Consider the following 25,955-nt stretch of genomic DNA (forward strand, 5'->3'; position numbering starts at 1 on the left):
GCAGACGCTTAAAAGAAGGTCGCGCTGACGCGGAACAGGTTTTCCACGTTGCGTACCAGCCGCTTGTTGGGCAGGAAGAAAACCACATGGTCGCCGGATTCAATCACGGTATTGCTGCGCGGAATGATGACCTCGGTCTGCAGCGGCGTGCCGGCAACCTCCTCGCAGGTCTTGCCTTCGGGGATACCGCGCACGATGAGACCGATGTGCACCTCCTCCGGCAGGCGCAGCTCTTCCACCTTTCGCCCCACCACGCGCGAGCTTTTGCGGTCGCCGCGCGCCACGATCTCCAGTGCCTCGGCCACGCCACGGCGCAGGCTGTGCACGGCCTGCACATCACCACGGCGCACATAGGCCAGAAATTCACCCAGCATGGCCTGTGCCGGCGACAGCGCAATATCGATCTGCGTGCCGTGCATCAGGTCGGCATAGGCGCGGCGGTTGATCAGCGACAGCACGCGGCGCGCGCCCATGCGCTTGGCCAGCAGACTGGACATGATGTTGTCCTCGTCATCGTCGGTCAGCGCCAGGAACAGATCCACCTCTTCGATGCCCTCTTCGGCCAGTACATCCTCATCCGTGGCATCGCCTTCCAGCACCAGCACTTCGGCTGGCAGAACGGACGACAGGCTCAGGCATTGCTGGGCGTTGTGCTCGATGACCTTGACGTGAAAACGCCCCGGCGTCTGCGCCAGCTTCCTGGCCAGACGCAGGCTGACCTGCCCGCCACCGGCAATCATGATGCGATAAACCGGGCGGGACGGACGCCCCTGCGGCAGATTGATGGCCTTGAGCGCCTCGGACACATTGTCCGTGGCGGCCAGCATGAAGACTTCGTCGCCGGGCTCGATACGCGTATTGCCATCGCAACGCACAAAGCGGTCGGGCTCATCCATGAAGCGACGGTAGATTGCCACGATGCGCATGGCCAGGTCCGGCATGCGCTCGCGCACCTCGGCAATCTGCAGGCCCACGGCCGCGGCACCGGCGCGCGCGCGCACCGATGCCAGCGCGGCGCGGCCGCCCGCAAACGCGCGCACCTGCATGGCTTCGGGGTATTCGATGAGCTTGCGGATGTAGTTGGTGACCGATTCTTCGGGGCAGATGATGCGATCCACCGCAAAGCCATCCTTGCCCAGCACCGGATCGTCCGCGGCAAAGCCCGATGAGCGCACGCGTGCAATGCGCGTGGGGATATCGAACATGACCTGCGCGATCTTGCAGCAGACGAGATTGGTCTCGTCCATGGATGCGCAGGCAATCAGCAAATCCGTGTCCTTGGCACCGGCCTCTGCCAGCACCTGGGGATCGATACCGTTGCCGACCACGCCCCGCAGATCAAAGCGCGACTCCAGATCGCGCAATGCCCGGGCATCCGTGTCGATGACGGTGATGCCGTTTTGCTCGGACACCAGACTCTCGGCCACACTCTGACCGACTCGCCCGGCACCCAAAATAATGATTTTCATGGTGTTGTTGTGTTGGAACCAAGCAGCGGCGCAAATTTACCAGTCTTCAGCCCCTGCGCGACCTCATGGCCTACGCAGGGCTGACGACTTCAGGAGCGCACTTCGCCGTCGCCCAGCACCACGTATTTGAGCGATGTCAGCCCCTCTATGCCCACCGGACCGCGCGCATGGAACTTGTCGGTGCTGATGCCGATCTCCGCCCCCAGACCATACTCGAAGCCATCGGCAAAGCGCGTGCTGGCATTGACCATGACGCTGGCCGAATCCACTTCGCGCAGGAATTTCTGCGCATGCTGGTGGTTGGTGGTCAGAATGGCCTCGGTGTGGTGGCTGGAGTATTTGTTGATGTGGGCAATGGCCTCATCCACGCCGTTCACCAGCTTGATGCTGATGATGGGCGCCAGGTACTCCTCGCTCCAGTCCTGCTCGGTGGCGGCCGCCAGCTTGGCACCCGGCACGGCTTGCAGAATCGCCAGCGCTTCGGAGTCGCAACGCATTTCCACGCCCTTGGCCGCGTACACCGCGCCGATCAGGGGCAAAAACTCTGAGGCCACGGCGCGCGCCACCAGCATACTCTCGCTGGCATTGCAGGGGCTGTACTTGTTGGTCTTGGCGTTATCGGCGACCTTCACGGCCATGGCGATGTCGCAGGGATCATCGACATAGGTGTGGCAGTTGCCATCCAGATGCTTGATGACGGGCACCTTGGCATCGCGGCTGATACGCTCGATCAGGCCCTTGCCGCCACGGGGAATGATGACGTCCACATAGTCGGGCATGGCAATCAGCTGGCCCACGGCCTCGCGGTCGGTCGTGCCCACCAGTTGCACGCCGTTTTCGGGCAGGCCGGCTTCCAGCAGTGCCTGGGCCACCAGCCTGGCCAGCGCCTTGTTGGAATCGATGGCTTCCGAACCACCGCGCAAGATACAGGCATTGCCGCTCTTGATCGAGAGGCTGGCCGCTTCAATGGTCACATTGGGGCGGCTTTCGTAAATCATGCCGAACACGCCCAGGGGCACACGCATCTGCCCCACACGAATACCGGTGGGCTGCTGCCTGAGGCCGATGATCTCGCCGATCACATCGGGCATGGCGGCCAGTTGCTCGCAGCCCAGGGCGCAGGTCTCCAGTACCTTGGGAGTCAGGCGCAGGCGGTCGACCATGGGCTCGGCCAGCCCATTGGCCACGGCACGCTCCAGATCCTTGGCGTTATCGATCTGCAGCGGCTCGACATGCTCGCGCAGCAGACGGGCCAGGGCCTTCAATGCTTTGTTTTTTGTAGCTGCAGACGCACTAGCCATCAGCGCAGAGGCAGCTTTTGCCTGTACACCCAGGTTGTGCATGTATTCGACGGTATTGAGCGCGTTCATACCGTGATTTTCGCCGAGAAGCGCACTTTGCGCAGACAAACCCGCACAAGCGCATATTTCGCACCGCCAGCAGCCTACACTGCCGGCTGAAATGCAAGGAGACGTATGACCTCGACCACCTCGTCCGAACTTCTGCAGGCCGCACAGCAGCTGCAGCAGCTCAGAAGCGGACTGGCACAACTGGCCCAATCACAGACCAGCGCCTCGGCCCTGGGCCAGCAGGCCCGCTCTGCCACGACCCTGCTGCAGGCTTTGCCTGCGCGCTATGGCGAAGTGCTGCTCAATCTGCTGGACCGTCTGGAGTCCAGCGCACTGTTCACCGAAGAAAGCTGCTCCTTCAGCCAGAAAGACCTGCTGGACAATCTGCAGACCTGGGCGCAGAAAGCCGAAGACCAGCTTAATAAAAGCTGAAATTTGCTGGCCAGGCATGGGCTTGCAAGCCACTGATTTGCAAACAAACGATGCGGATATGAATTTTCATGTCCGCAGGTAAAAAGCCGCAAAACTGCTGGCGTATTCAGCAGGCCATGGCTACCTTGGGCTCCTCTTTACTTACCTGGAGATTGCCATGGGACTCCTCAATGAAATCATAGGCGCGGTGGTGGCAGAAGAAGTTCTGGACAAGGCCGACCCCAATGCCGGCCTGCTCAAAAAAGGCATGGCGGCAATTGCCGGCTTTGAGGGCGAAAAAGTGATTGAGGAAAAGGTAGACGAGCACCTGCAGCAAAACCAGCAGGCCGATGACTCCCAGCAGTGAGCAGGGTCATCTCCCCCAAAAAAGGATGCCCCGGGCATCCTTTTTTCATGGCCCAAGAAAACGCCTGGCGTTCTTGCCCATCAGCCCAGACGACCTATCCAGGACAGCGCCACCTTGGTCATCACGCGCGTCCGGCTTGCACCAGCTGCATGGCCAGCTGTCTCAGAGCCTGCCAGCTGTCACGCGGCCAGCCCTGGCTGGGCAGGCCTTTGACAATGCCGTCCACCGCGTGGGCCGACTGCAGCAGCTCGGCGGCGCGCACATCGCTGACACGTGGCAGCAGCCTCTCCATCAACCGTTCCTTGGGGCCCCAGATGCGGTTTTCGCGCAGCGCCATGGGCAATGGCTTGCCGGCAGCCATCGCATCTTTCACTCGCTTGATGTTGCGGATGTCCTCGGCCAGTGACCAATGCACCAGCACCTCGGCCTCGCCTTCAGCCTGCAGACCATCGAGCATGCGCATGGTGCGCGCCACCTGCCCGGAGAGCACGGCTTCCGAGAGCTTGAACACGTCATAGCGCGCCACATTGAGCACGGCCTGCTCGACCTGCTCGAAACTCAGTTCGCCTTCGGGGTGCAGCAGCGCCAGCTTCTGAATTTCCTGGTGCGCGGCCAGCAGATTGCCTTCCACACGGTCGGCAAAGAACTGCAGCGTGCGCTGGCCTTCCTCGCCCGCGGCCACGCGCTGGTTTTGCAGCGCCAGCCGCTGAGCGATCCAGTGCGGCAGCGCGGCGCGTTCCACGGGGTCGATCTGGATGGAGACGCCGTTGGCATCGAGTGCCGAGAACCATGCCCCGGTGCGCGTGGCCTTGTCCAGACGCGGCAGGCTGATCAAGGTCAGCGTGCTGTCATTGCCCTGGGCCGATTGCGCCAGCTGCTGCAGCGCCGCGCCCCCCTCCTTGCCGGGCTTGCCGCCGGGGATGCGGATTTCCAGAATCTGCTTGTCGGCAAACAGGCTCAGACTGCCGCCAGCCGCCAGCACGCCACTCCAGTCGAAATGCGCACCCATGACGGTGTAACTGCTGCGCTCGGTATAGCCCTGGGCACGCGCGGCCACACGGATGGCGTCGGCAGCCTCCTGCTGCTGCAGCGGCTCGTCGCCATGCAGCACATAGAGCGGGCGCAAGCCCTTGGCCAGATGGGAGGAAAGCTGGTTCAGCGCAAGCTGCATAGGGTTTATCAGTCAAGCTGGCCGCAAACGCTTGTCCATCAAGCGCAAGCAGCTATCAAATCAAGAAACCTGCAGGCTCTTCACAGCCGCCAGACGGCGAATGATCTGCTGCACGATGTCGTTGCGCATGTCCTTGTTCAGCATTTCTTCTTCCACCGTCTTGGACAAGGCATTGGTTTCGTTATAGGTCACGTTGCGGATCTGGCGAATCTCGGTCGGCTCGATCACCTCATCGCCCCCGGGAGTGCGCAGCGAGAACTTGACGATCAGACGCAGTTCGATTTCACGTACCTGGCCCGCGACGTTGGAGCCGACGATGACGCGCTGGGCCTGCTCGCTGACGATCTGGCAGATCACGTCGGCCGTATCGGGAGACTCAGGGTCCTTGATGACTTTCAGCTTGTCGCTGGTGCTGTCGAGATTGCGACGCAGCAGCACACCCACGGGTGAGCCACGACCGGCTTGTACATAGATGGAGCTAAACACGAAATTCGGCACGCCGCGCAGGCGAAAGCCACAAGCCCCGAGCAGAGGCGTCAAGGCCATGGCGGCCAGCAGCGTACGTTTTTGCATCAACTGTCCTTTTTATCTACAAACCCTGCAGTACCAAACCGCAAGGCCCACAGCGCGTGGCATCACCCCTTCCGCCAGTGATAGCGAGCAAGGGCCGCCCCGCCGCGAAGCTATCGTCCCCCTCCCGCGCAGCCAGAGAGGGGGGAGGCGCGGGGCCGCCTAGGCGTCAGCGCCTCAGGGGGTGTCAAACAACAATGTTTACCAGACGACCCGGCACCACGATGATCTTCTTGGGTGTCCGGCCTTCGGCAAATTTCTGATACTCCTCGTTGGCCAGGGCAGCAGCTTCGATGGCCGCCTTGTCGGCGCCTGCGGCCACCAGGATGGCGCCGCGCAGCTTGCCGTTGACCTGCAGCACCAGCGAGATCTCGTCCTGCACCAGCGCCTTGGCATCCACGGGAGGCCATGGGGCATCGAGCAGATCGCCGAGGTGGTTGGCATAGCCGAGCTCGCTCCACAGCACATGGGCCAGGTGAGGCGTTGCGGGGTAGAGCACGCGCAGCAGAATGCCAAAGCCTTCGATCAGTGCGACCTGGCCGCCGGCTTCGTCGACGGCCTTGAAGTCTTCCAGCGCATTGATCATCTTCATCGCGCCGGACACCACGGTGTTGTACTGCATGCGTGAGTAGTCATAGTCGACCTGCTTGAGCACAGTATGGATTTCCAGGCGCAGCGCCTTGGCGGCCTTGCTGAATTCCACATCGTCCAGCGACTTGGCACCGGCCACGCCAGCCACGGCTGCCGCCATGTCCATGCCCGACAGCTTGGCGCCGAAGTTGTAGACGCGGCGCAGGAAGCGATAGCTGCCTTCCACGGCGGCGTCGTTCCACTCCAGCGTCAGCTCGGGGGGCGAGGTGAACATGGTGTACAGACGGGCCGTGTCGGCGCCGTACTTCTCGATCAGCTCCTGCGGATCGACACCGTTGTTCTTGGACTTGGACATGGTGCCCACGCCCTCGTAGTCGATGGCCGTGCCCACGGGCAGCATGCCGTCGGCGCTGTCCACTTCGACCTTGAGCTTGGCGCCTATGATCTTGCCGGCATCATCGAACACATGCTCGACATCCTTGGGCCAGAAGTATTCCTTGGCGCCCTTGGCCGTGCGGCGGCTGTAGATATGGTTGAGCACCATGCCCTGGGTCAGCAGCTTGGTAAAGGGCTCGTCGATCTTGAGCAGACCCAGATCGCGCATGACCTTGGTCCAGAAACGTGCGTACAGCAGGTGCAGGATCGCATGTTCCACGCCACCGATGTACTGGTCCATGGGCATCCAGTAGTCGGCGCCGTCGGCCACCATCTGCTCGCCGTTCTTGGCGTCGCAATAGCGCATGAAGTACCAGGACGAATCCACGAAGGTATCCATGGTGTCGGTTTCACGGCGCGCGCTCTTGCCGCAGCAGGGGCAGACCACGCCGGCGTGGAAGGCTTCGCTCTTGACCAGCGGGTTGCCCGAGCCATCGGGCACCAGGTCCTGTGGCAGGACCACGGGCAGGTCTTTTTCCGGCACGGGCTGGGCACCGCAGTCTTCGCAGTGGATGATGGGGATGGGCGTGCCCCAGTAGCGCTGGCGGCTGATGCCCCAGTCACGCAGGCGCCAGGTGGTTTTCAGCTCGCCCAGGCCCTTGGCTTCCAGTACCTTGGCCACGGCCTGCACGCCGTCCTTGTAGTTCAGCCCGTCAAACTCGCCGGAGTTGATGAGAACGCCGCGCTCCTTGTCGCCGTACCAGTCGCTCCACTGCTTGTCGTCATAAGCAGCCTGGCCTTCCACGGCCACCACCTGCTTGATGGGCAGACCGTACTTGTTGGCAAAGGCAAAGTCGCGCTCGTCGTGGGCGGGAACACCCATCACGGCACCGTCGCCATAGCTCATCAGCACATAGTTGCCGATCCAGACCTCGACCTGGGCGCCGGTGACGGGGTGGGTGACGAACAGGCCCGTGGGCTTGCCTTCCTTTTCCTTGACCGCCAGTTCGGCTTCGGTGGTGCCGCCCTTCTTGCATTCTTCGATGAAGGCAGCCAGTTCGGGCTTGGAGGCCGCTGCGTGCTGCGCCAGCGGATGCTCGGGTGCCACGGCGCAGAAGGTCACGCCCATGATGGTGTCGGCACGCGTGGTGAAGACATACATCTTGCCATCGCCGATCAGCTGACCGTCTGCGCCCTTGACGTCGTGCGTGAACGCAAAGCGCACGCCAGCGCTCTTGCCGATCCAGTTTTCCTGCATCAGGCGCACCTTGTCAGGCCAGCCGGAAAGGGTTGCCTTCTCGTTGCCGATCTGCACATGGTCCAGCAACTCTTGCGCATAGCCGGTGATGGCCAGGTAGTAGCCGGGAATCTCGCGCTTTTCCACCAGGGCGCCGGTGCGCCAGCCGCGGCCGTCGATGACCTGCTCGTTGGCCAGCACGGTCTGGTCCACCGGGTCCCAGTTCACGACCTGGGTCTTGCGGTAGGCGATGCCTTTTTCCAGCATCTTGAGGAACAGCCACTGGTTCCACTTGTAGTAGTCAGGGTCGCAGGTGGCGACTTCGCGGCTCCAGTCGATGGCCAGGCCCATGGCCTGCATCTGCTTTTTCATGTACGCGATGTTCTCGTACGTCCACTTGGCCGGCGGCACCTTGTTCTTGAGCGCAGCGTTCTCGGCCGGCAGGCCGAAGGCGTCCCAGCCCATGGGCATCAACACGTTGTAGCCCTTCATGCGCAGCTGGCGCGTGAGCATGTCGTTGATGGTGTAGTTGCGCACATGGCCCATGTGCAGCTTGCCACTGGGGTAGGGCAGCATGGAGCAGGCGTAGTACTTGGGCTTGGACTGGTCCTCGGTGACGCGGTAGGCGTCCTTGGCTTGCCAATGGCCTTGCGCGGCGCGCTCGACCTCGATGTGGTTGAATTTTTCTTGCATGGTGCAGTGCAGTGGCCGCCAGCCCGCTTGGGACACGGCAAGGTAGAAATCTGAAATCAACCGGGATTTTAGGCTGCCCGCCCGCTTGCGCCGGTTTAGCCCCGCATGACCGCAGAACCCGCTACGCCATCGAGGCCGCAAAGCATCCTGCACGGCGCGCTCGGAAATACCGCTTTGCGTAAGCTGGGCGCTGAACTTTCCTGCCTGTCGCCGGTCAGACCGGCCAGCACCGCCATCGCCTGCATTCACCAAGAACCGCCAGGCTTGCGCATCTCACCCCGATCCTTTCATTACAACCGAGGAGCTGTTGTTGCTTTCCCGCTGGTCTTTTGTTTCCGAATGGAATCCTGCCATGCAGACGCTGGCAGCCCTGTGTGTGCTGGCCCTGCTTGCGCTTCTCGCCGGCTGGCTGACCCAGTGGCTGATGTTGAAGGCCTCTCGCCATATGCGCGGGACGCTCAAGGCCGAGTGGGCCGAGGTGTTCATGCACGACAAGGTGCTGCGCCGCCTGGCCCGCGCCGTACCCTCGCTGGTCATGCAGTTCGGCATCATGGGCGTGCCCTATCTGCAGCCACGCTGGACCACGCTGATCGGCAATGTGGCTGTGGCCTTCACTCTCTACCATCTGGCCCGGGCCTTGTGCGATCTGCTCAACGCCATGAACCAGGCCCACGAGAGCAGCTCCAGGCGAAAAGCCACGCAGACCCATTCCATCAAGAGCTACACCCAGTCGGGCAAGCTGCTGGTCTGCATCTTTGCCGCCGTGCTCATCGTGGCCGCGCTGCTGGATCGCTCGCCGCTGCTGCTGCTGTCTGGCCTGGGCGCGGCCTCGGCGGTGCTGATGCTGGTGTTCAAGGACACCATCATGTCCTTTGTCGCCGGAGTGCAGCTGGGCAGCAACGACATGCTGCGCGTGGGCGACTGGATAGAGATGCCCCAGGTCGGCGCCGACGGCTTCGTCATCGACATCGCCCTCAACACCGTCAAGGTGCAGAACTGGGACAAGACCATCACCACCATTCCCACCTGGCGGCTGATGAGCGACAGCTTCAAGAACTGGCGCGGCATGTTCGAGTCCGGCGGGCGACGCATTCGCCGCTCGCTGCCACTTGATGCCCACAGCATTCATCTGCTCACGAAAGAAGAGCGGTCAGCGCTTTCCAGCATTAGACTTTTACAGGATTACTGGAATGAAAAAATCGGTTTGCGTGCCGTCGATGATGCCCAGCCCGGCACCATCAATCCGCAAAGCGGTCACCTGATCGCCGCTGACCAGGTCAGCAATCTGGCGGCATTCAAGGCCTACGCCTATGCCTACCTGCTCGACCATCCGCGCATTCACAAGGGCGAAAACATGTTCCTGCTGGCGCGTACCCTGGAGCCCACCCCCCAGGGCGTGCCGCTGGAGCTGTATTGCTACACCAACACCACCATCTGGGTGGAATATGAGTCGGTGCAGGGCGAGATCTTCGACCACCTGATCGCCATGCTGCCTCACTTCGGCCTCAAGCTCTACCAGCGCTCCTCGGACTACGGCATGCATTACCCTGTGCCCGGGACGATCAGCAGCCATGTAGTAGCCCGTTAATACCCGCAGCGCCGCCTGTCTGCCCACAATGGCTTGACACTTCAAAGGAGACAGACCATGGCAGGCAAGAAGATTTTGATGATTTGCGGCGACTACTGCGAGGACTATGAAACCATGGTCCCGTTTCAGGCACTGCTGGCCGTGGGCCACACGGTGCATGCCGTCTGCCCCGATAAAAAGGCCGGCGACCAGATCAAGACCGCCATCCACGACTTCGAAGGCGCGCAGACCTATAGCGAAAAGCCCGGCCACAACTTCACGCTCAACGCCACGTTCGCCGAGGTGAAGCCCGAGCAGTACGACGCCCTGGTCATCCCTGGTGGCCGCGGGCCCGAATACCTGCGCGGCTATGAAAGCGTGCGCGCCGCCGTGCGCCACTTCTTCGACACCAACAAGCCCGTGGCCGCCGTCTGCCACGGCGCGCAGCTGCTGGCCGGTGCCGGCGTGCTCAAGGGCCGCACCTGCTCGGCCTACCCCGCCTGCCGCGCCGAGGTGGAGCTGGCCGGTGGCAGCTATGCCGACATCCCTGTCGATCAGGCCCATACCGAAGGCAATCTGGTCAGCGCCCCCGCATGGCCGGCCCACCCCGCGTGGATTGCACAATTCCTGGCCCTGCTGGGGACCAAGATTTCACACTGAAATCGGCCTCTCGCGCTTACCCAGCAAGCGCTGAAAGCTATGGTTTAGAGAGTTTTCTGACAACACTGCTTGACGCCATGCACACCGGGCCACACTATGGCCCGGTTTTGCTTTGAGAGGAGCACCGCCATGTGCCAGGTCTTTGTCAGTGCCGACCCGCAACTCTGGGCCCACAGGGCCCGCTCCATCCGCCTGCATGGAGTCGCCACCAGCATCCGGCTGGAAAATCTGTTCTGGCAGGTGTTGGAAGACATCGCCGCACGTGACAGCTACACCGTGCCCCAGCTCTGCACCAAGCTCTATGACGAGCTGCTGGCCGAGCGCGGTGCCGTGGACAACTTCAGCTCTTTCTTGCGCGTGTGCTGCACGCGCTATCTGGCACTGCAGTTGTCAGGGGATATTCCACAGGACATGGGCATTCCCATTCGTTCATTGAATGCCTCGGCGGGCCGCAAGCCGGCGGCGCTGGCGCACTGAAGAGATTCGAGCCTCAGTACAGATAGACGGCCTCGAACCGCAGCAAGACTTGGCCGTCGGCATCGCTGAGCAGCAGCTTCTGTCCCTGTATGGCATAGCTGCGGACCTTGGGCAAGGTATCGATGAATATCTGCTCCATGCGCCGTCCCTGCGGGCAGGCCATGCGCGTGCTGGCCACCGCGGCCAGCCGCAGCCAACGCCCGTCAAGGCTGTAGCTGCCATGCAGGCGGTTGCAGCCTCCGGCGCCGTGAAAACGGCCTGTGCCATCTTGCAGGATCAGATGCGCTTCGGGCTGGTTGTCAAAAGCACTGACATGGGAACCGTCGCCGATCTGGCGCAGCTTCCAATAGGTGTTGAGCAGCGGAGCGGTCACCGCTGCCATGGCCTCGGCCTCCGTCACCGGGGCGGAAGGACCCGTATCTGCAGCGCAGCCCGCCAGGGCCCAGAGCATGCACAGAGAGCTCAGCGACAGGCGCAGTGATTTCAGGTGTCGGGATATGGTCAGCATAAAAAATCCATCAAAACGACTGTCCCCTGTTGATACATCAGCACGGTGCCGAGCAAGCGCCACCCAGCATGCTGGCAAGCCCTTGGGCTACTAACAGCGTTGGTCAAGGACTGCCGCGCACAAAGCTGCAGGCAGCTCCGTTGCTGCAGCGCCAGACAGCCTGGCCGGCCAACGGGCCGCGCTGCATCAGCAGCTTGCGCAGCGGCCATGCGCATTGCGGGCAGATCGGTACTTCGGCGGCAGGCTGCCTCGGCATGGGCGCGGGGCTGGGGACAGAAGCCGCAGGCACATCGGGCACCACAGGGCTCTGCACCGGCACCACCAGTGCCGGTGCAACAGGATTTTCCGCCACCGGATTCTGGGAGGTCTTTGCAGATGCGCGCGCTACGCGTTGAGTCGACTGCAACTGCTTCACATGGGCCACATGCTGCCTGTCCGTGGCACGGCCCGGTTGCAGACGCAGCGCTTCGAGCTTGTCGATCAGGGCCTGCATCTCCTCGGGCGCCCAGACGCGCTGCGCAAAGCTCTGGATATAGGCCACAAAGCCATCGCCCCTGGTCACCTGAGGCGGCATCTCGGTCTTGAGCTCACAGTCGCCCACAAACGCAATGACCGAATGCACATGCTCTGCGCCAATGTCCAGCAGCTCCTGCAAGGTCTGGGTGTGCTTGTAGTTCTGGCGCAGCGGATTCTGGAATTTGCTGCGCTTTCTGTAGATCTGCTGCGTCCATTCGCGCTGCTTTTCCGTACCAAAAATCCAGCCCTGGTAGTTTTTGGTCTCCAGCACAAACAGGCCGTAGGGCGAAAAGATCAGATGGTCTATCTGTGTGCTGCCATCCCTGGTGGGCAGCGTCACATTGTGCAGATCCACATAGACCAGCGGATTGAGACCTTGCGCAATCCATCGCTGCACCGCCCGCTCCCCACGCCAGCCCTTGAAGCGCGGCGAGCGCAGAACGGCCACCAGCACCATAAAGGCCAGCGCCAGCCCCAGATAAACAAAAAGGCCCTGAAAGGCCACTGCAAAAATCTGATCCATCCCGAATCTCACTCAACGCAACGCCAAAAACCGGCGCGGCCTAAAAGCCAGAGATGCCAAGCAAGCGCCGCCGCGCAGCGAGGGCATCGTCCCCCTCCCGTAGCGCGAAGCGCGTAGAGAGAGGGGGAAGGCGCGCAGCGCCTCAGGGGGAGCCTCTAGTTCAACGCCATGCTGAGGCGACGACGGTAGCTATTGACCATGGCTGTGGCCTCATCCTGCTCGGCACTGCTCTTGCCCAACAGCTCGATGCCGCCTGCGGTCTTGCCGGGCACGGCATCCTGCTTCTTGGGCCTGGGCGGAGTCAGCAGCTCCAGCACGGCAACGAAAAGCTTGCGCGCGGCCTGCTCGTTCCAGGCCTTGTCGCGCATGACGATCTCCAGCAGCTCGTCCATGGCCATGGTCCACTGGCTATGGGCCAGCAATGCGCAAGCGCGGCCAAAGCGGGCATCGAAGTCGCGCTTGTTGGCAGCAATCAGCAGGTCGTACTTGCTCACATCGGCGTTGTCATCGGTCATGGCGAACTCCAGCGCACCCAGCCACTGGTTCAGCGCCTCGAAGCGCAGGGGCTGGGGAATGCGCTTGACGGGTTCCGCCAGCAGCGCACGGGCTTCTTCAAAGCTGCCGGTGGCAATCAAGAGGCGCACATAGTCAAAGCGTGCGTCGTCATTGGCAGGGTCGGCCGCCAGCGCATCGGCCAGCTTTTGCAGCGCGGCCTGGGTGTCGCCGGACTCCAGCAAAGCCTGGGCTTCGTCGGCATCGGCTTCGGCCGCCAGCTCACCCTCCGAGGGCAGATGCTTGTCGAGAAATTCGCGCAGCTTGCCCTCGGGCTGGGCGCCCATGAAGCCATCCACGGGCTTGCCGCCCATCATCAGCACGCAGGTGGGGATGGAGCGGATGCCGAACATGCTGGCCAGTTGCTGCTCCTGATCGGAGTCGATCTTGACCAGTTTGAAGCGGCCTTCGTAGGCAACTTCCAGCTTTTCCAGAATCGGGCCCAGCGTCTTGCAAGGACCGCACCAAGGCGCCCAGAAGTCCACCAGCACGGGCACAGCCATGGAGGCGGCGACGACTTCGGCTTCAAAATTCTCGATGGTGACGTCAATCATGTGGTTCCCAACCCAAAAGCTAGGTGCGCTGCCTTGCAGCCAGGCGCACACAAAAATTCAGCCGCCGGGCACGGCGGCGCATGGCGCGATTCTCCATGCAAAAGCGGTGCCCGCCCGGCATGGGCCTGCGGCGCCTGGGTTTCTGGCACTGCGGGCATGCCATCTGTCGCGCAGCGTTTCAGGCTCAAATCGTCCAAAAACCCTTGATATGCATGCGCTGGCAGCTATTGTTTTGCAGGGTATATTGCAGTGCATCAGCCGCGAAGAACGTGTTTACGATCTAAGGAGCGACGACTTGATTGAAGTTTCACAACTGGTGTTCGAGTACCCCGGCCACCGCGCACTCGATGGTATAAGTGTGTCCATCCCTGCCGGCAGCGTCACCGCGCTGGTGGGCCCCAATGGCGCTGGCAAATCCACGCTGATGCGCTGCATTGCCGGACTCGACCAGCCACTGTCCGGCCATATCCGCGTCAAAGGCCTGTCCGTCGAAGACCAGCCGCGCGAGGTGCACCGCCACCTGGGCTATCTGTCCGACTTCTACGGCCTGTATGACCGCCTGACGGTGGATCGCTGCCTCCAGTACTCGGCCCTGTCCATGGGTGTGGCCGAGGGCCAGGTCGCGGCACGCGTGCAGCAGGTGGCCGCGCAGCTGGGTCTGTCCGAGCTGCTGCAGCGCTACCCCACCGAGCTGTCACGCGGCCAGCGCCAGCGCGTGGCGATTGGCCAGGCCATCGTCCACCAGCCCAGCGTGCTGCTGCTGGACGAGCCGGCCAGCGGGCTGGACCCCGACGCGCGCAGCAGCCTGTCGCAGCTGTTTCGCCTGCTGCAGGCCCAGGGCATGACGCTGGTGGTCTCCAGCCATATCCTCAGCGAGCTGGACGAGTACTGCACCCATATCCTCAGCATTCGCAACGGCCGCATCGAAAGCCATGAGGCGCTGCAGGACGGCGGCATGGCTCAGACGACATCCGCCACGCCCGGCATGGCCACGGCTGCCGACTCGCTGGCTCTGTATGCACTGGAAATCGTGCCCACGGTCGCTGCGGACTTTGAAGCCCAGCTGCGCCAGGCCCTGCAGGGCACAACCGTGCAGGACTTTGATGCCACGGGCAAGCGCCCCATCCAGCTATGGCTGCCGGCGACGAACAGCGCGCGCGCCGCCTGGCTGACTCGGCTGGTACAGGCGGGTATTCCCGTCGCAGCCCTGGCGCCCATGCGCGAACGCCTACAGGACCGCTATGCCCGTACAGCGCAAGCCCGCGACACCCAGATACCGGACCACGTCAACCAGGAGCTGCCATGACCGCGCGCAACCCCGAATTTCAGCGCCAGCTCTGGCTGAACTGGCGCCCCTCCCTGCTGGCCTGGAGCCTGGGCCTGAGCCTGTTGGTGCTGGCCCTGCCTTTTGCCCTGTCGTCACCGGCCAACTTGCCCGGCTCGCTATCGAGCACGGCCATGGCCGGGCTGTGGCTGGCCTCGGCCATCTACGGCAGCGTGCTCGCAGGTCGCAGCTTGGCCGAGGAAGCCAGCCAGAACACCTGGGACTGGCAGCGCCTGTCGGCCCTCTCGCCCTGGCAGATGGCCTGGGGCAAGCTGCTGGGCGCCGTGCTGCCCGCATGGCTGTATGTGCTGTGGTTTGCGATCGCCATTGCGGGCATTGCCACGGTCTGGGTGCAGGAGATCAGCGTGGTCCATATCGTGGGGCTGGCCATACTCTGGGGCATGAGCCTGCAGACCTGGGCCATGAACTCGGTACTCATGAGCTGGGGCCAGCAGGACCTGCCTGTCAACCGCAGGCGCGCAGCCCTGCTGCCTTTGCTACTGCTGTTCTTCATACCTGGCCCCTTCCTGGGCCGCGTCTATGACGGCATCTTCAACAACAACGCCGAGCCCGTGCTCTGGTGGGGCATGGATGTCGGCGGCCTGGGCATGGCCTATCTGGCAGGCGCGCTGATGCTGGGTCTGGGTCTGCTGGGCCTGTGGCGCATGCTGTGCACGCGGCTTGACGTGCATACCCTGCCCTGGGCCTGGCCCTTGGGCATTGCGGTCAGCGGTATTTTTGCGGGCGGCAGTTTCAGCACCGGCTTGCCCGCATTCCTGGGGAGCACCGCCTGGATTGCACTGCTGGGCACCATCTATGTAGCCTTGCAGCACATGAGCCAGCATCTGCGCGCCTGGAGGCAGGTGCAGTGGTCCGTCAGCCAGAGACACTGGCGTGAAGCGCTGGAAGCCCTGCCGCTGTGGCCCGTCAGCCTGCTGCTGGGGCTGATCGTCTCCATCGTCGTGATCTTCACGCCCGATGCGCATGAGGTCGGGGTAATGGGTGCACTGGGCAGCTTCTCGGTATTGATGTATCTGCAACTGCTGCGCGACTGCCTGCTGCTGACCGGCTTTGCCTTGCTGGCAGGCAAGCTCAAGTCGCCCATGGTGTCCTTTGTGATTGCCTGGCTCATTCTCAACATTGCCGCGCCTTTGCTGGCCTATGGCCTGGGCGGCGTGAACGGGGCCATGCTGGTGCAACCCGTGATGTCTGCCTGGTTTCAAAGCATCGATTCATCGGACGCGCCAGCCGTCTGGAACAGTGTGCTGCCCTGGGCCTCGCTAGGCGTGCAGATTCTGGTCGTGGCGGGCTGGGTCATCCATGTCTTCAAGGACCGCGTGCTGGGATTTGCGCGCGACAACGCGGCTGCGCGGATTTAAGCCATATCAGGGCGGAAGACCCAGAACCGCCCATTCATATCTCAAAAACGTAAAATCAGGGGTTCCACTAGGCCGGGCGGCAGCCGCCCTCACGAGACAACATGAACCCCATCCAAGTTGGCGTGGTCATGGGTTCCAGCAGCGACTGGGACACCATGCAGCACGCAGTTGCCATCCTCCAGCAATTCGGTATCGCTTTTGAAGCCCAGGTCGTGTCGGCCCACCGCATGCCGGACGACATGTTCCGCTTTGCCGAAGCTGCCGCCGACCGTGGCCTCAAGGCCATCATCGCCGGCGCCGGCGGTGCGGCCCACCTGCCCGGCATGATTGCAGCCAAGACCACCGTGCCCGTGCTGGGCGTGCCCGTGGCCAGCCGCCACCTGCAAGGCGTGGACTCGCTGCACTCCATCGTGCAGATGCCCAAGGGCGTGCCCGTGGCCACCTTTGCCATCGGCAACGCGGGCGCGGCCAATGCGGCCCTGTTTGCCGTGGCCCTGCTGGCCAATGAAGACCCGGCCCTGCGTGCCAAGCTTGAAGCCTTCCGCGTCGAACAGACCGAAGCCGCCCGCAATATGACGCTGCCGGTGAACGCATGAGCGCCAACGACACACAAGTAATACTGCCCGGCGCAACGCTGGGCGTGCTCGGCGGCGGCCAGCTGGGCCGCATGTTTGCCCATGCCGCACAAGCCATGGGCTATTTCACCGTCGTGCTGGACAAAGACGAGACCAGCCCCGCCGGTCTGGTCAGCCACCACCATGTACGCACTGGCTACGAAGATGCACAAGGCCTGGCCCAGCTGGCCAAGCTCTGCGCCGCCGTGACCACCGAATTCGAGAACGTGCCCGCCGGCTCGCTGAACAAGCTGGCCGAAAGCCTGCCCGTATCGCCCGCCGGCTCTGCCGTGGCGATCGCTCAGGACCGCGCTGCCGAGAAAGCCCACTTCGTGAAGTGCGGCGTGCCCTGCGCCCCCTATGCCGTGATCGAGACGGCCGAGCAGCTGGCCGCCGTCAACGACGCGCTGCTGCCCGGCATCCTCAAGACCGCACGCATGGGCTACGACGGCAAGGGCCAGATCCGCGTCAAGACCCGCGACGAGCTGATCCAGGCCTGGGACGAGCTCAAGCAGGTGGCCTGCGTGCTCGAAAAAATGCTGCCGCTGGCGCATGAGTGCTCGGTCATCGTGGCGCGCGGCCGTGACGGCACCATCGTCAACCTGCCTGTGCAGCGCAATCTGCACCGCGACGGTATTCTGGCCGTGACCGAGGTCTACGAAGGAAACGTGCCCGCAGCGCAGGCGGAGCAAGCGATTGCAGCTGCGAAATCCGTAGCTATCGGCCTCGATTACGTGGGCGTGCTCTGCGTGGAATTCTTTGTGCTGGACAACGGTCAGCTCGTGGTCAACGAGATCGCCCCGCGCCCGCACAACAGCGGCCACTACAGCCAAAACGCGATGGATGTGTCGCAATTCGACCTGCAAGTGCGCTGCATGACCAACCTGCCCCTGGTGCAGCCGCGCCAGCACAGCGCCACCGTGATGCTCAACCTGCTGGGCGATCTGTGGTTCAAGAATGACGGCACTGCACAGGCTCCGGCCTGGGATCAGATCCTGGCCCTGCCCGGTGCCCACCTGCACCTGTACGGCAAGGTCGATGCCAAGCCGGCCCGCAAGATGGGCCACTTGAACATCACCGCGGCCAGCCCCGAAAAAGCGCGTGCAACCGCTTTGAAGGCTGCTGAAATACTCGGCATTGCTGCGTTTTAAGGAAAACACGTGATTCTGGATGGAACGCTGGAAGCCTCGGTGCAAGCCGCTGCGCTCGCCCTGCAGCAAGGCCGGCTGCTAGGCCTGCCCACCGAGACGGTCTACGGCCTGGCCGCAGACAGCGACAACGATGCGGCCGTAGCGCAGATCTTTGCCGCCAAGGGCCGCCCGGCCAACCATCCGCTGATCGTGCATGTGGCCGACGCCGCCGCCATCACCCGCTATGCCAGGGAAGTCCCGGTCTTTGCCCAGCAGCTGATCGATGCGTTCTGGCCGGGGCCACTTACCTTGATCCTGCCGCGCCTGCCGCATGCCGCCAAGGCATCGACGGGCGGTCAGGACAGCGTGGGCCTGCGCTGCCCGTCCCACCCCGTGGCCCATGCGGTGCTGCAGGCCTGCCAGCAGCTCGATCCGCCGGTCTGGGGCGTGTCTGCCCCCAGCGCCAACAAGTTCGGCCGCGTCAGCCCCACCACGGCCGAGCATGTGGCCACCGAGTTTGGCGACGAGTTGCTGGTGCTCGATGGCGGCGCCTGCGAAGTGGGGATTGAGTCCACCATCGTCGACTGCACGCGGGGCGTGCCCGTGCTGCTGCGCCCTGGCGCCATCACGCGCGACGATATAGCGCGCGCCTGCGGCCAGCGACCGCTCTCGAAAGAAGAGCTGTCTACCAACACCCCGCGGGCGTCTGGCACGCTTTTGGCACACTACGCGCCCAACGCCAAGGTGCGGCTCATGGATGCCAGACAGCTGCAATCGGCTCTCGATATTCTGGGCAGCGAGGGCAAGAATATTGCGGTCTATCACCGCAGCCCCTTGAAGTGCACGGCCAAGGGCATCACGCTGCGGGCCATGCCCCAGCAAGCGCTGGCTACGGCCCGCGAACTGTTCGGTACGCTGCGCGACTTCGACGAAATCGGTGCCCAGCTGATCTGGATCGAAACCCCGCCCGACACCGCCGACTGGGAAGGCGTGCGCGACCGCCTGCAGCGGGCGGCGGCGGCAGGCTGAGCGGCCTCTTAGCTGATTTTCAATTAAAGATACAAATTTTTATTCGTTTTCTTTATTAGACACCTTCTCTAACCTTGCTTGCTTCCACAGCAACTTCAAAGGTTAGAACCATGGGAACCCGTCGCGACGCGCTTGGCAAGCTTCTGTCCATCAGTGCAGCATCCCTGGGCTTGGCGGCTTGCTCACGCTCCGACAACCAGGCCAGCAGCGAAACGAGCCGCACGGCACAGAATGGCAAGGTCGTTCCCTTCAACTACCCCGACAACCCCTCTTTCGACCTGATCTATCTGGCCGACAGACTGGGCTACTTCGACGGTACCTCGACCCGTCCCAACTACGTGGGCAAGATTGCCGCCCCCCAGATCATTCCGCTGGTCGGCACGGGCGACATCCATTTCGGCTCGCGCATGGTGCCGCTGGTGATTTCGGCCATTGCGGCCGGGGCCGACATGAAGGTGATTGCTGCCGGCAGCAAGACGCTGCAGGAGGCACCGCATATGAAGTACTTCGTGCGCAAGGATTCGGGCATCCGCACGCCCAGGGATCTGGAAGGCAAGACCATCGGCTTCAACAGCTTCGGCGCCTGCGCCGAGTTTGTCTCCAAGACCTATTTCCGCGAGCACGGCGCCGATGTCAACAAGATCAACTTCCTGGTCGTTCCCGACAACCAGGGCGAGCAGGCCGTGATCGGCCGCAATGTGGATCTGGCCATCATCCACCCACCCCATTCCGGCGGTGCCGAAGCCAACCCCGAGCTGCAGCGCCTGTGGACCGACTACGACCTGGACCGCGGCCTGGGCGGCATGGCGCCCTATAGCGTCAACGGCAGGTTTGCGCGCGAGAACCCGCAGGCCGTGCGCGATGTGGTCACGGCCATCGCCAAGGCCGGCAACTGGGTCAACGCCCACACCGACGAAGCGCGCCGCTACACGGCCGAGCGTCTCGGCATGGAGCTCAAGCATGTGGAGCGCTATGCCTATGTGGACGACCAGATCATCACCGAGCCGCCCATCCAGTACTACATCGACGTGCTGGAGCGCGAAGGCAAGCTGCAGCCGGGCAAGGTGGCGGTCAAGGATGTGTACACCAACGAGTTCAACCCCTTTGCCAAGGGAGCGGCGACATGAGCACTGCCCTGGACGAGTCTGGCTCCGCCATCAAGATCCGGGCACGCGATGTGCGCATGGATTTCGCCATTGCCGACGAGCGCGGCCGCAAGCAGCAGATCGCCGCCCTGCAGGACTTCAATCTCGATATCCGTGAAGGCGAGTTCTTCACCCTCCTCGGCCCTTCAGGCTGCGGCAAGTCCACGTTTCTCAATGTGCTGGCCGGGCTGGCGCGCAAGAGCGGCGGCAGCATCAGCATCGACGGCCAGCCGGCCAGCGGCATCAACCGCGAGCAGGGCGTGGTGTTCCAGGGCTATGCGCTGTTTCCGTGGCGTACCGTGCTGGAGAACATCGAGGTCGGGCTGGAGATCCGCAAGATTCCCAAACGCGAGCGCCGGGAGACTGCCGAGCAGTTTCTGCACCTGGTGGGGCTGGCCGGCTTCGGCCAGCGCTACCCGCACGAACTCTCGGGCGGGATGCGTCAGCGCGTGGCCATCGCCCGCTCCCTGGCCTATTCGCCCAGCCTGCTGCTGATGGACGAACCGTTTGCCGCCCTGGATGCCCAGACACGCGAAATACTGCAGTCCGAGCTGCTGCGCATCTGGGAGCAGCACAAGACCACCATCGTCTTCATCACCCACAGCCTCGATGAAGCCATCTATCTGTCGGATCGCATCGCCGTCATGACGCACCGACCCGGTCGCATCAAATCCGTGCTGGACATAGCGCTGCCGCGTCCGCGCCCCGCCGAGATACGCCATGCCCCGGCCTTTGTGCAACTGCGCGAACAGGCCTGGGATGTGCTGCGCGACGAAGTCGCCTTTGCCAGCGGCCACCGCCAGCAACCGCTGGCACCACTGCTGCCCACCGCCCCTGATTTCAGCCTGGCCTTGCGAGGATTTGCCATATGAGCCAACTGGCCGCATCCCCATCCCGGCGCCCCGCCAAGCCGGTGTCGCTGCTTTCCTCCCGGCAACTCGGGCTCCGATGGCTGGAGCGCTCGACCTGCGTGCTGCTGTTCTTTGCCATCTGGGAATTCCTGCCCCGTGCGGGACTGGTCAATTCGGCCTTTCTCAGCCCGCCATCCGCAGTTCTGGCGGCCATCGTCCAGCTGGCACAGACCGGCCAGCTGGACAAGCATGTGGCGGCCAGCCTGCAGCGCTCGCTGGCAGGCCTGATTCTGGCCGTCGTGGCAGGCGTGGCGCTGGGGTTGCTGATGGGCGTGGTGCGCCGCTTCGAAGCCTTTTTCGACCCCTTGCTGCAGCTGTTCCGCCAGGTCTCGGCACTGGCGCTGTTCCCGGTCTTTCTGCTGTTCTTCGGCATCGGCGAAGCCTCCAAGATCGCCATCATCTTCTGGGCGGCCTTCTGGCCGGTGCTGCTCAACACCATCAGCGGCGTCAAGCAGGTGGAAAAGCTGCTGATCCATTCGGCGCTGTCCATGGGGGCCTCGCGCGGCTTCATCTTCTTCAAGGTCATACTGCCGGCGGCGGCACCGTCCATCTTCACCGGCATCCGACTGGCGGGCGCCTATTCGATCACCGCGCTGGTCGCCGCCGAGATGATCGGCTCGCATGCAGGCCTGGGCTTTCTCACGCTGAATTCTCAGGAGATCTTCCAGATCCCCAGCATGTACGCGGGCATCGTGCTGCTGGCCGTTCTGGGCCTGGCCCTCAACTATGGGCTGGCCTTGCTCGAAAAGCGCCTGACGCGCTGGCGCAGCGGACTGGAATTTCATGAGTAGCGCCGCGCAATCCTGGCTACGATTGGTCCTGGCCGGCACCGCGCTGGCAGCAGCCGCCGCCGGCGCTGGCGTGCTGTGGCCGGCACTGCCGGATCTCGGCGGCACGGAGGCGGCAGGCCCGGTGCTGCAACAGGCCCGGCGCCAGGGCGTGCTCCATGTGGCCCTGCGCAGCTATGCGCGCCCTGCCCTGCCCGGCGAAGCCTTGCCGCCAGAGCCCGATGTCTACGACCAGGCCCTCGCGGACTGGCTGGGCCGGCAACTGGGCACCAGCGTCAGAATCACCCCCGCCAGCGATGCCGACCTGGTGCTCGAAGGCGTGGCGCCGCAGGACGGCCCGGTCGCCGCCGATCGACAGACCGGCGGCAGCTATATGCCGCAAAGCCTGCAACTGCTGGTGCTCAAGCAGCAGGCCGCCCTCTGGAGCCGCCATGCCCCCGGTCACTGGAGTTCCTGGCTGCCGCATGTGGCGCAGAAGGCCGCCCCCAGACCCACGACCTGCATCGCCACGGGTCAGGCCTCTGCCAGCACCTTGCAGGCCCAGGGCCTGCAGCCTCTTTTCGCGCCCTCCAGCATTCATGCAGTCAGCGATTTCCTGGCCGGCAAATGCCATGTTTTGGCCGAATCGCCCGAGGTCATCACGCGCCTGCTGCAACAGGACAACTGGCGCTTCTACGAGCGTCTCGGCAACCGCTTTCGCACCACGGATCAGGCCCATATCCGTCTGGCCAAGGCCGATGCGCAGTCCACCCGCTGGCTGCAGCACGCCGTCCAGCAATGGCAGCGCAGCGGTCTGCAGCAACGCGCGCAGGACAACCGCGTCAGCACGATTGCTCTGGAAGCTTCCTTGCTGGAAGACGGAGCCATCTGCCACTGACCGTCCGCCTCTTTTCCGCCCTCCACCATCTTCACCATGTTCTCCAGCCACTTCAACGATGTACTAGTCGCCCTGGAAAAAACCGCCGTCGCGCGCGACCGCCAGGGCGGTCATGCGGCAGCGGAAAAAGCCTTGCTGCGCGATGCCGGCCTGCTGCGCCTGGCAATCCCCCGCGAGCATGGTGGCGACGCGCTGAGCTGGCCCGACATATACCGCCATGTGCGCGCCCTGGCCGCCGTCGACAGCGCCCTGGCCCATGTGCTGGCGTTTCACCAGCTCCAGGTCGCCACCGTGCTGATCTATGGCTCGCGCCAGCAGCAGCGCCTCTGGCTGCGCCGCACCATCGACGAGAACGGCTGGTGGGGCAACGCGCTGAACCCGCGCGACACGCGTCTGCAGGCCCTGCCCCGCAGCTCGGAGCTGGCCGGCGGTTATGTGCTCGACGGTCTGAAAGGCTTTTGCTCGGGCACACGCGGCTCTCACTACCTGACGGTGTCGGCCTGCGTGGCCGGGCACGCGCAGCCGGTTCTGGGCCTGCTTGAAACCGCCTCGCCCGGCATTGCCGTCAAGGACGACTGGAACCCCATGGGCCAGCGTCAGACCGACAGCGGCTCGGTGCAGTTCAATCGCGTCCAGCTTCCCGCCAGCGCCGTCATGCGGGACGAGAATGCCGAAGTCACGGCCTTTCATACGCTGCGCAACTGCCTGGCGCAGCTGGTGCTGGTCAATCTGTTTGTCGGCGTGGCCCAGGGCGCACGCCGGCAGGCACGCGACCATGCGCGCGAACATGGCCGGCCCTGGCTGGGCTCGGCGGTGGAGCGCGCCACCGACGACCCCTACCTGCTGCGTCGCATGGGCGAGATGCAGGCCCAGATTTCGGGAGCTTCCCTGATGGCCGACCACGGCGCAGAGCTGCTGCAAAAAGCCTGGGAGCGCGGCCCTGGGCTGAGTGCGGCGGAACGCGCCGAGGTCGCCATCGCCGTCTTCGAAGCCAAGGTCATGGCGCATCGCTGCACCCTGTTCGCCACCCAGGAAATGTTCGATGTGGTGGGCTCGCGCGGCACCCATGCCGACCTCGGCTTCGACCGTTTCTGGCGCAATGTACGCACCCATACCCTGCACGACCCGCTGGACTACAAACTCCAGGCCCTGGGCCGCTGGGCCGTGCATGGCGAGGAGCCTTCGGCCCAGCACTACAACTGAGCCACGGCACAAAAAAATCCGGGACCAGCCCGGATTTTTCGTGTCGGCCGCGTCACCTCAGAAGCGGTAGCCCACCGCCAGCCCAAATACGTTGGGGTTGAGTTTGACGTTGATGCTCTGCCCGGAAGAGAGATGGATCTTGGTCTTCAAGAAACTCTTGGAGTAGGAGGCATCCACAAACCAGCGTTCATTGAAGTTGTAGACAAAACCCAGTTGCGCCAGGGCACCAAACTTGTCATCCACCTTGGCGGTGGTCGGATTCGCCTGGGTGCCCCCTGTCAGGCCGTTGAGCGTGGCCGTGGTCTTCTCGCCATAGAAATGGGCATAGGTCACGCCCAGGCCCACATAGGGACGGAATGCAGCATTCGCCTCATTGAAGCGGTACTGCAGCATCAAGGTCGCGGGAATGGCCTTGGTGCTACCCAGCTTGCCCACGCCGGCAATGGCACCATCGCCCACCAGATCATGCTTGAAGGGCGTTGCCAGCGGCAGATCCAGCGCCAGATTGTCAGTCACCATATAGGTGATGCCGCCACCGAGCTGGGTGTTGTTTTTGGCGTCCACCTTGGTGTTCGGAAAGGATGGAGCCGACAGATTGCCGCTGTCCACATCGGGCGCCAGATGGGTCACGCCCACACGCGCCATCCAGCTTCCGGCCGATTGGGCGCTGGCCAGACCGCAGGCCGCCAGCGCAGCAGCGGCTGCAATGATCCGCACGGAATTTTTCATGGTTTTGTCTCCTTGTTATTGAGGTGCGGACGGATTTACAGCCAGCCCTTCTGGGCCAGGGAGCGGGAAACCAGCTGGCTCATTTGCTGATGGCCGTAAGGCGTGGGGTGGAAGCTGTCGGCAAAGACATGGTGCTGCCACCAGTCAGGGCCGGATTTGCCGGGTGTAGCACTCAGGGCCGCTGCCGTGCAGGTGGGGAAGGTGTAGCTGGGCAGGCCGCTTTCGTCCACGCCAGTGATCGGGCAGACCGGATCCTTCACGTTGTCGAAGTCGTACTGGGCCGGGTTGCTGATCTGATTCTTGAACTCGGTGTAGAAATCGACCAGGGCCACCTGGGACTGGCCTGCCAGGCTGGCGGCCAGCTGGTTGTTGAAGACCTGCACCAGGGCATCGAATGACGCTTCCTGCTTGGCGGCCACGGCAGCACCCTGGTCACCACCGCCTGCGGCCTTGGCAATGCTGGCCAGGACCATCTGGAAGCGCGGTGTCTTGGTGATGGCGGGAACATTCAGCACGGCCACACGCGTGGCGCCCTTGGCGACCACATTCTGCGCAATGGAGCCGGCCAGAGCCTTGGCCAGGGTTTGCAGATAGGCACCCGCTGCCAGGCCGGCAAACTTGGAGGCATCGCCTCCGGCCTGGGTCATCAGGGCAGTGGACGTGCCGGGAGCCTTGGAATCCAGCCAGGCCACCATGGCGTTCAGCGGCTGCGAATTGCCCTTGGCTGCGGCGATCAGCGCCCCGATCACGTCGGCGGCATCGTTGGCGCCGCCATCGATGACGACCAGATCATCGGCGCTGAAGCCAGCCTTGGATGCGACCTGGATCTGCACCAGCACCGACTTGGGCGATGTCGGCGCATCCAGCGGGTTCACGCGGCCACCACCCACTGCGTAATTGGTGCAAGTGGCGACTTCCTGATAAGTCGTGAGATTCTCGTCACCGGCACGAAAGTGGGCGCACAAGCTCTGGCTGAACTGGTCAGCAATGCGCTCGGGCCAGATCATGGTCGAGCCGGCACCGGTGGGCGCCGAGCCCTGGACCGTGAACTTGAAGCCGAAGGTACCGCTGTCCGAGAGGCTATCGCCCATGACCTTGACCGAAGTCACCTTGGCCTTGGGAGTGGTATCGGCACCACCGCCGCCGCCACAGGCGGCCAGCAGGCCCGCAGTTGCCAATGCAGCCGCCAGAAATTTAAGTTTGCTTTGCAAGATGAAGGCCTCCGTCAGTTATGAA

25 protein-coding genes are annotated in these 25,955 nt (G+C 63.4%); 15 read left to right on the top strand and 10 right to left on the bottom strand.

Features of this window, described 5'->3' with window-relative positions; translation table 11 throughout:
• Positions 1-8: 8 nt before the first annotated feature.
• A complete protein-coding gene (gene trkA / locus QMY55_RS23335) occupies positions 9-1,469 on the bottom strand; it encodes a Trk system potassium transporter TrkA (RefSeq protein ID WP_283486457.1) in 1,461 nt (486 codons plus the stop codon).
• A gap of 89 nt (positions 1,470-1,558) precedes the next feature.
• Complete coding sequence (locus QMY55_RS23340) at positions 1,559-2,839, bottom strand: glutamate-5-semialdehyde dehydrogenase (RefSeq protein WP_283486458.1); 1,281 nt, start codon at positions 2,837-2,839, stop codon at positions 1,559-1,561.
• A gap of 105 nt (positions 2,840-2,944) precedes the next feature.
• Here QMY55_RS23340 and QMY55_RS23345 point away from each other — a divergent pair, with 105 nt between their 5' ends.
• Positions 2,945-3,250 carry a hypothetical protein gene (locus QMY55_RS23345; RefSeq protein WP_283486459.1) on the top strand — a complete coding sequence of 102 codons (306 nt, stop codon included), beginning with the start codon at positions 2,945-2,947 and terminating at the stop codon, positions 3,248-3,250.
• Positions 3,251-3,407: 157 nt separating this feature from the next.
• Complete coding sequence (locus tag QMY55_RS23350; RefSeq protein ID WP_283486460.1) at positions 3,408-3,596, top strand: hypothetical protein; 189 nt, start codon at positions 3,408-3,410, stop codon at positions 3,594-3,596.
• 121 nt (positions 3,597-3,717) lie between these two features.
• Here QMY55_RS23350 and holA read toward each other — a convergent pair whose 3' ends face one another.
• The 3 genes from holA to leuS all read right to left on the bottom strand — a co-directional run bounded on the left by holA (position 3,718) and on the right by leuS (position 8,233).
• Positions 3,718-4,767 carry a DNA polymerase III subunit delta gene (gene holA, locus QMY55_RS23355; protein ID WP_283486461.1) on the bottom strand — a complete coding sequence of 350 codons (1,050 nt, stop codon included), beginning with the start codon at positions 4,765-4,767 and terminating at the stop codon, positions 3,718-3,720.
• A 60-nt stretch (positions 4,768-4,827) separates the two neighbouring features.
• Positions 4,828-5,340 (bottom strand): LPS-assembly lipoprotein LptE, encoded by a 513-nt coding sequence (locus QMY55_RS23360; RefSeq protein WP_283486462.1) that lies wholly within the window; start codon positions 5,338-5,340, stop codon positions 4,828-4,830.
• Between the two features lie 184 nt (positions 5,341-5,524).
• Positions 5,525-8,233: a leucine--tRNA ligase gene (gene leuS / locus QMY55_RS23365; RefSeq protein ID WP_283486463.1), complete on the bottom strand. Its 2,709-nt coding sequence runs from the start codon at positions 8,231-8,233 to the stop codon at positions 5,525-5,527.
• A gap of 352 nt (positions 8,234-8,585) precedes the next feature.
• Here leuS and QMY55_RS23370 point away from each other — a divergent pair, with 352 nt between their 5' ends.
• The 3 genes from QMY55_RS23370 (at position 8,586) to QMY55_RS23380 (ending at position 10,937) form a co-directional block, all read left to right on the top strand.
• Entirely contained in the window at positions 8,586-9,821 is a 1,236-nt protein-coding gene (locus QMY55_RS23370) for a mechanosensitive ion channel family protein (RefSeq protein ID WP_283486464.1), read from the top strand.
• A gap of 57 nt (positions 9,822-9,878) precedes the next feature.
• The gene (locus QMY55_RS23375; RefSeq protein WP_283486465.1) at positions 9,879-10,460 is read left to right on the top strand and encodes a DJ-1/PfpI family protein; all 582 of its coding nucleotides are present in this window, start codon (positions 9,879-9,881) and stop codon (positions 10,458-10,460) included.
• A 129-nt stretch (positions 10,461-10,589) separates the two neighbouring features.
• Positions 10,590-10,937 (top strand): ribbon-helix-helix domain-containing protein, encoded by a 348-nt coding sequence (locus tag QMY55_RS23380; protein ID WP_283486466.1) that lies wholly within the window; start codon positions 10,590-10,592, stop codon positions 10,935-10,937.
• Positions 10,938-10,950: 13 nt separating this feature from the next.
• Here QMY55_RS23380 and QMY55_RS23385 read toward each other — a convergent pair whose 3' ends face one another.
• From QMY55_RS23385 to trxA, 3 genes are all read right to left on the bottom strand, one after another.
• Complete coding sequence (locus tag QMY55_RS23385) at positions 10,951-11,445, bottom strand: META domain-containing protein (protein WP_283486467.1); 495 nt, start codon at positions 11,443-11,445, stop codon at positions 10,951-10,953.
• A 103-nt stretch (positions 11,446-11,548) separates the two neighbouring features.
• Positions 11,549-12,484: a nuclease-related domain-containing protein gene (locus QMY55_RS23390; protein ID WP_283486468.1), complete on the bottom strand. Its 936-nt coding sequence runs from the start codon at positions 12,482-12,484 to the stop codon at positions 11,549-11,551.
• Between the two features lie 155 nt (positions 12,485-12,639).
• The gene (gene trxA / locus QMY55_RS23395) at positions 12,640-13,590 is read right to left on the bottom strand and encodes a thioredoxin (protein WP_283486469.1); all 951 of its coding nucleotides are present in this window, start codon (positions 13,588-13,590) and stop codon (positions 12,640-12,642) included.
• Between the two features lie 295 nt (positions 13,591-13,885).
• Between trxA and QMY55_RS23400 the strand changes: the two genes are divergently transcribed.
• The 10 genes from QMY55_RS23400 to QMY55_RS23445 all read left to right on the top strand — a co-directional run bounded on the left by QMY55_RS23400 (position 13,886) and on the right by QMY55_RS23445 (position 23,990).
• Positions 13,886-14,896, top strand: coding sequence for an ABC transporter ATP-binding protein (locus tag QMY55_RS23400; RefSeq protein ID WP_283486470.1), 1,011 nt, complete (start codon positions 13,886-13,888; stop codon positions 14,894-14,896).
• On the top strand, positions 14,893-16,293 hold the full coding sequence (locus QMY55_RS23405) for a hypothetical protein (RefSeq protein ID WP_283486471.1): 1,401 nt from the start codon (positions 14,893-14,895) through the stop codon (positions 16,291-16,293). Before QMY55_RS23400 ends, QMY55_RS23405 begins: the two co-directional genes overlap by 4 nt.
• Positions 16,294-16,394: 101 nt before the next feature.
• Positions 16,395-16,889: a 5-(carboxyamino)imidazole ribonucleotide mutase gene (purE, locus tag QMY55_RS23410; RefSeq protein WP_034350760.1), complete on the top strand. Its 495-nt coding sequence runs from the start codon at positions 16,395-16,397 to the stop codon at positions 16,887-16,889.
• The gene (locus QMY55_RS23415) at positions 16,886-18,058 is read left to right on the top strand and encodes a 5-(carboxyamino)imidazole ribonucleotide synthase (RefSeq protein ID WP_283486472.1); all 1,173 of its coding nucleotides are present in this window, start codon (positions 16,886-16,888) and stop codon (positions 18,056-18,058) included. Before purE ends, QMY55_RS23415 begins: the two co-directional genes overlap by 4 nt.
• 9 nt (positions 18,059-18,067) lie before the next feature.
• Positions 18,068-19,066: an L-threonylcarbamoyladenylate synthase gene (locus tag QMY55_RS23420; protein WP_283486473.1), complete on the top strand. Its 999-nt coding sequence runs from the start codon at positions 18,068-18,070 to the stop codon at positions 19,064-19,066.
• A gap of 110 nt (positions 19,067-19,176) precedes the next feature.
• Positions 19,177-20,193 carry an ABC transporter substrate-binding protein gene (locus QMY55_RS23425; RefSeq protein ID WP_283486474.1) on the top strand — a complete coding sequence of 339 codons (1,017 nt, stop codon included), beginning with the start codon at positions 19,177-19,179 and terminating at the stop codon, positions 20,191-20,193.
• The gene (locus tag QMY55_RS23430) at positions 20,190-21,083 is read left to right on the top strand and encodes an ABC transporter ATP-binding protein (protein ID WP_283486475.1); all 894 of its coding nucleotides are present in this window, start codon (positions 20,190-20,192) and stop codon (positions 21,081-21,083) included. Before QMY55_RS23425 ends, QMY55_RS23430 begins: the two co-directional genes overlap by 4 nt.
• Positions 21,080-21,913 (top strand): ABC transporter permease, encoded by an 834-nt coding sequence (locus QMY55_RS23435; RefSeq protein WP_283486476.1) that lies wholly within the window; start codon positions 21,080-21,082, stop codon positions 21,911-21,913. The genes QMY55_RS23430 and QMY55_RS23435 overlap by 4 nt, the downstream gene beginning before the upstream one ends.
• A complete protein-coding gene (locus tag QMY55_RS23440; RefSeq protein ID WP_283486477.1) occupies positions 21,906-22,787 on the top strand; it encodes a type 2 periplasmic-binding domain-containing protein in 882 nt (293 codons plus the stop codon). The genes QMY55_RS23435 and QMY55_RS23440 overlap by 8 nt, the downstream gene beginning before the upstream one ends.
• Before the next feature lie 36 nt (positions 22,788-22,823).
• Positions 22,824-23,990, top strand: a complete 1,167-nt coding sequence (locus QMY55_RS23445) for an acyl-CoA dehydrogenase family protein (protein WP_283486479.1) — start codon at positions 22,824-22,826, stop codon at positions 23,988-23,990.
• A 57-nt stretch (positions 23,991-24,047) separates the two neighbouring features.
• On the opposite strand, the gene QMY55_RS23450 is transcribed toward QMY55_RS23445, so the two are convergent.
• The gene (locus QMY55_RS23450; protein ID WP_283486480.1) at positions 24,048-24,719 is read right to left on the bottom strand and encodes an OmpW/AlkL family protein; all 672 of its coding nucleotides are present in this window, start codon (positions 24,717-24,719) and stop codon (positions 24,048-24,050) included.
• Positions 24,720-24,754: 35 nt separating this feature from the next.
• Entirely contained in the window at positions 24,755-25,930 is a 1,176-nt protein-coding gene (locus QMY55_RS23455) for an SGNH/GDSL hydrolase family protein (RefSeq protein WP_283486481.1), read from the bottom strand.
• Positions 25,931-25,955 lie beyond the last annotated feature (25 nt).

This window comes from Comamonas resistens, from assembly GCF_030064165.1.
GTDB lineage: Bacteria > Pseudomonadota > Gammaproteobacteria > Burkholderiales > Burkholderiaceae_C > Comamonas > Comamonas resistens.

Excerpts from the sequence above, each read along its gene's own strand:
- trkA (WP_283486457.1), bottom strand. The coding sequence starts at position 1,469 with ATGAAAATCATTATTTTGGGTGCCGGGCGAGTCGGTCAGAGTGTGGCC.
- QMY55_RS23340 (WP_283486458.1), bottom strand. The coding sequence starts at position 2,839 with ATGAACGCGCTCAATACCGTCGAATACATGCACAACCTGGGTGTACAG.
- QMY55_RS23345 (WP_283486459.1), top strand. The coding sequence starts at position 2,945 with ATGACCTCGACCACCTCGTCCGAACTTCTGCAGGCCGCACAGCAGCTG.
- QMY55_RS23350 (WP_283486460.1), top strand. The coding sequence starts at position 3,408 with ATGGGACTCCTCAATGAAATCATAGGCGCGGTGGTGGCAGAAGAAGTT.
- holA (WP_283486461.1), bottom strand. The coding sequence starts at position 4,767 with ATGCAGCTTGCGCTGAACCAGCTTTCCTCCCATCTGGCCAAGGGCTTG.
- QMY55_RS23360 (WP_283486462.1), bottom strand. The coding sequence starts at position 5,340 with ATGCAAAAACGTACGCTGCTGGCCGCCATGGCCTTGACGCCTCTGCTC.
- leuS (WP_283486463.1), bottom strand. The coding sequence starts at position 8,233 with ATGCAAGAAAAATTCAACCACATCGAGGTCGAGCGCGCCGCGCAAGGC.
- QMY55_RS23370 (WP_283486464.1), top strand. The coding sequence starts at position 8,586 with ATGCAGACGCTGGCAGCCCTGTGTGTGCTGGCCCTGCTTGCGCTTCTC.
- QMY55_RS23375 (WP_283486465.1), top strand. The coding sequence starts at position 9,879 with ATGGCAGGCAAGAAGATTTTGATGATTTGCGGCGACTACTGCGAGGAC.
- QMY55_RS23380 (WP_283486466.1), top strand. The coding sequence starts at position 10,590 with ATGTGCCAGGTCTTTGTCAGTGCCGACCCGCAACTCTGGGCCCACAGG.
- QMY55_RS23385 (WP_283486467.1), bottom strand. The coding sequence starts at position 11,445 with ATGCTGACCATATCCCGACACCTGAAATCACTGCGCCTGTCGCTGAGC.
- QMY55_RS23390 (WP_283486468.1), bottom strand. The coding sequence starts at position 12,484 with ATGGATCAGATTTTTGCAGTGGCCTTTCAGGGCCTTTTTGTTTATCTG.
- trxA (WP_283486469.1), bottom strand. The coding sequence starts at position 13,590 with ATGATTGACGTCACCATCGAGAATTTTGAAGCCGAAGTCGTCGCCGCC.
- QMY55_RS23405 (WP_283486471.1), top strand. The coding sequence starts at position 14,893 with ATGACCGCGCGCAACCCCGAATTTCAGCGCCAGCTCTGGCTGAACTGG.
- purE (WP_034350760.1), top strand. The coding sequence starts at position 16,395 with ATGAACCCCATCCAAGTTGGCGTGGTCATGGGTTCCAGCAGCGACTGG.
- QMY55_RS23415 (WP_283486472.1), top strand. The coding sequence starts at position 16,886 with ATGAGCGCCAACGACACACAAGTAATACTGCCCGGCGCAACGCTGGGC.
- QMY55_RS23425 (WP_283486474.1), top strand. The coding sequence starts at position 19,177 with ATGGGAACCCGTCGCGACGCGCTTGGCAAGCTTCTGTCCATCAGTGCA.
- QMY55_RS23430 (WP_283486475.1), top strand. The coding sequence starts at position 20,190 with ATGAGCACTGCCCTGGACGAGTCTGGCTCCGCCATCAAGATCCGGGCA.
- QMY55_RS23435 (WP_283486476.1), top strand. The coding sequence starts at position 21,080 with ATGAGCCAACTGGCCGCATCCCCATCCCGGCGCCCCGCCAAGCCGGTG.
- QMY55_RS23440 (WP_283486477.1), top strand. The coding sequence starts at position 21,906 with ATGAGTAGCGCCGCGCAATCCTGGCTACGATTGGTCCTGGCCGGCACC.
- QMY55_RS23445 (WP_283486479.1), top strand. The coding sequence starts at position 22,824 with ATGTTCTCCAGCCACTTCAACGATGTACTAGTCGCCCTGGAAAAAACC.
- QMY55_RS23450 (WP_283486480.1), bottom strand. The coding sequence starts at position 24,719 with ATGAAAAATTCCGTGCGGATCATTGCAGCCGCTGCTGCGCTGGCGGCC.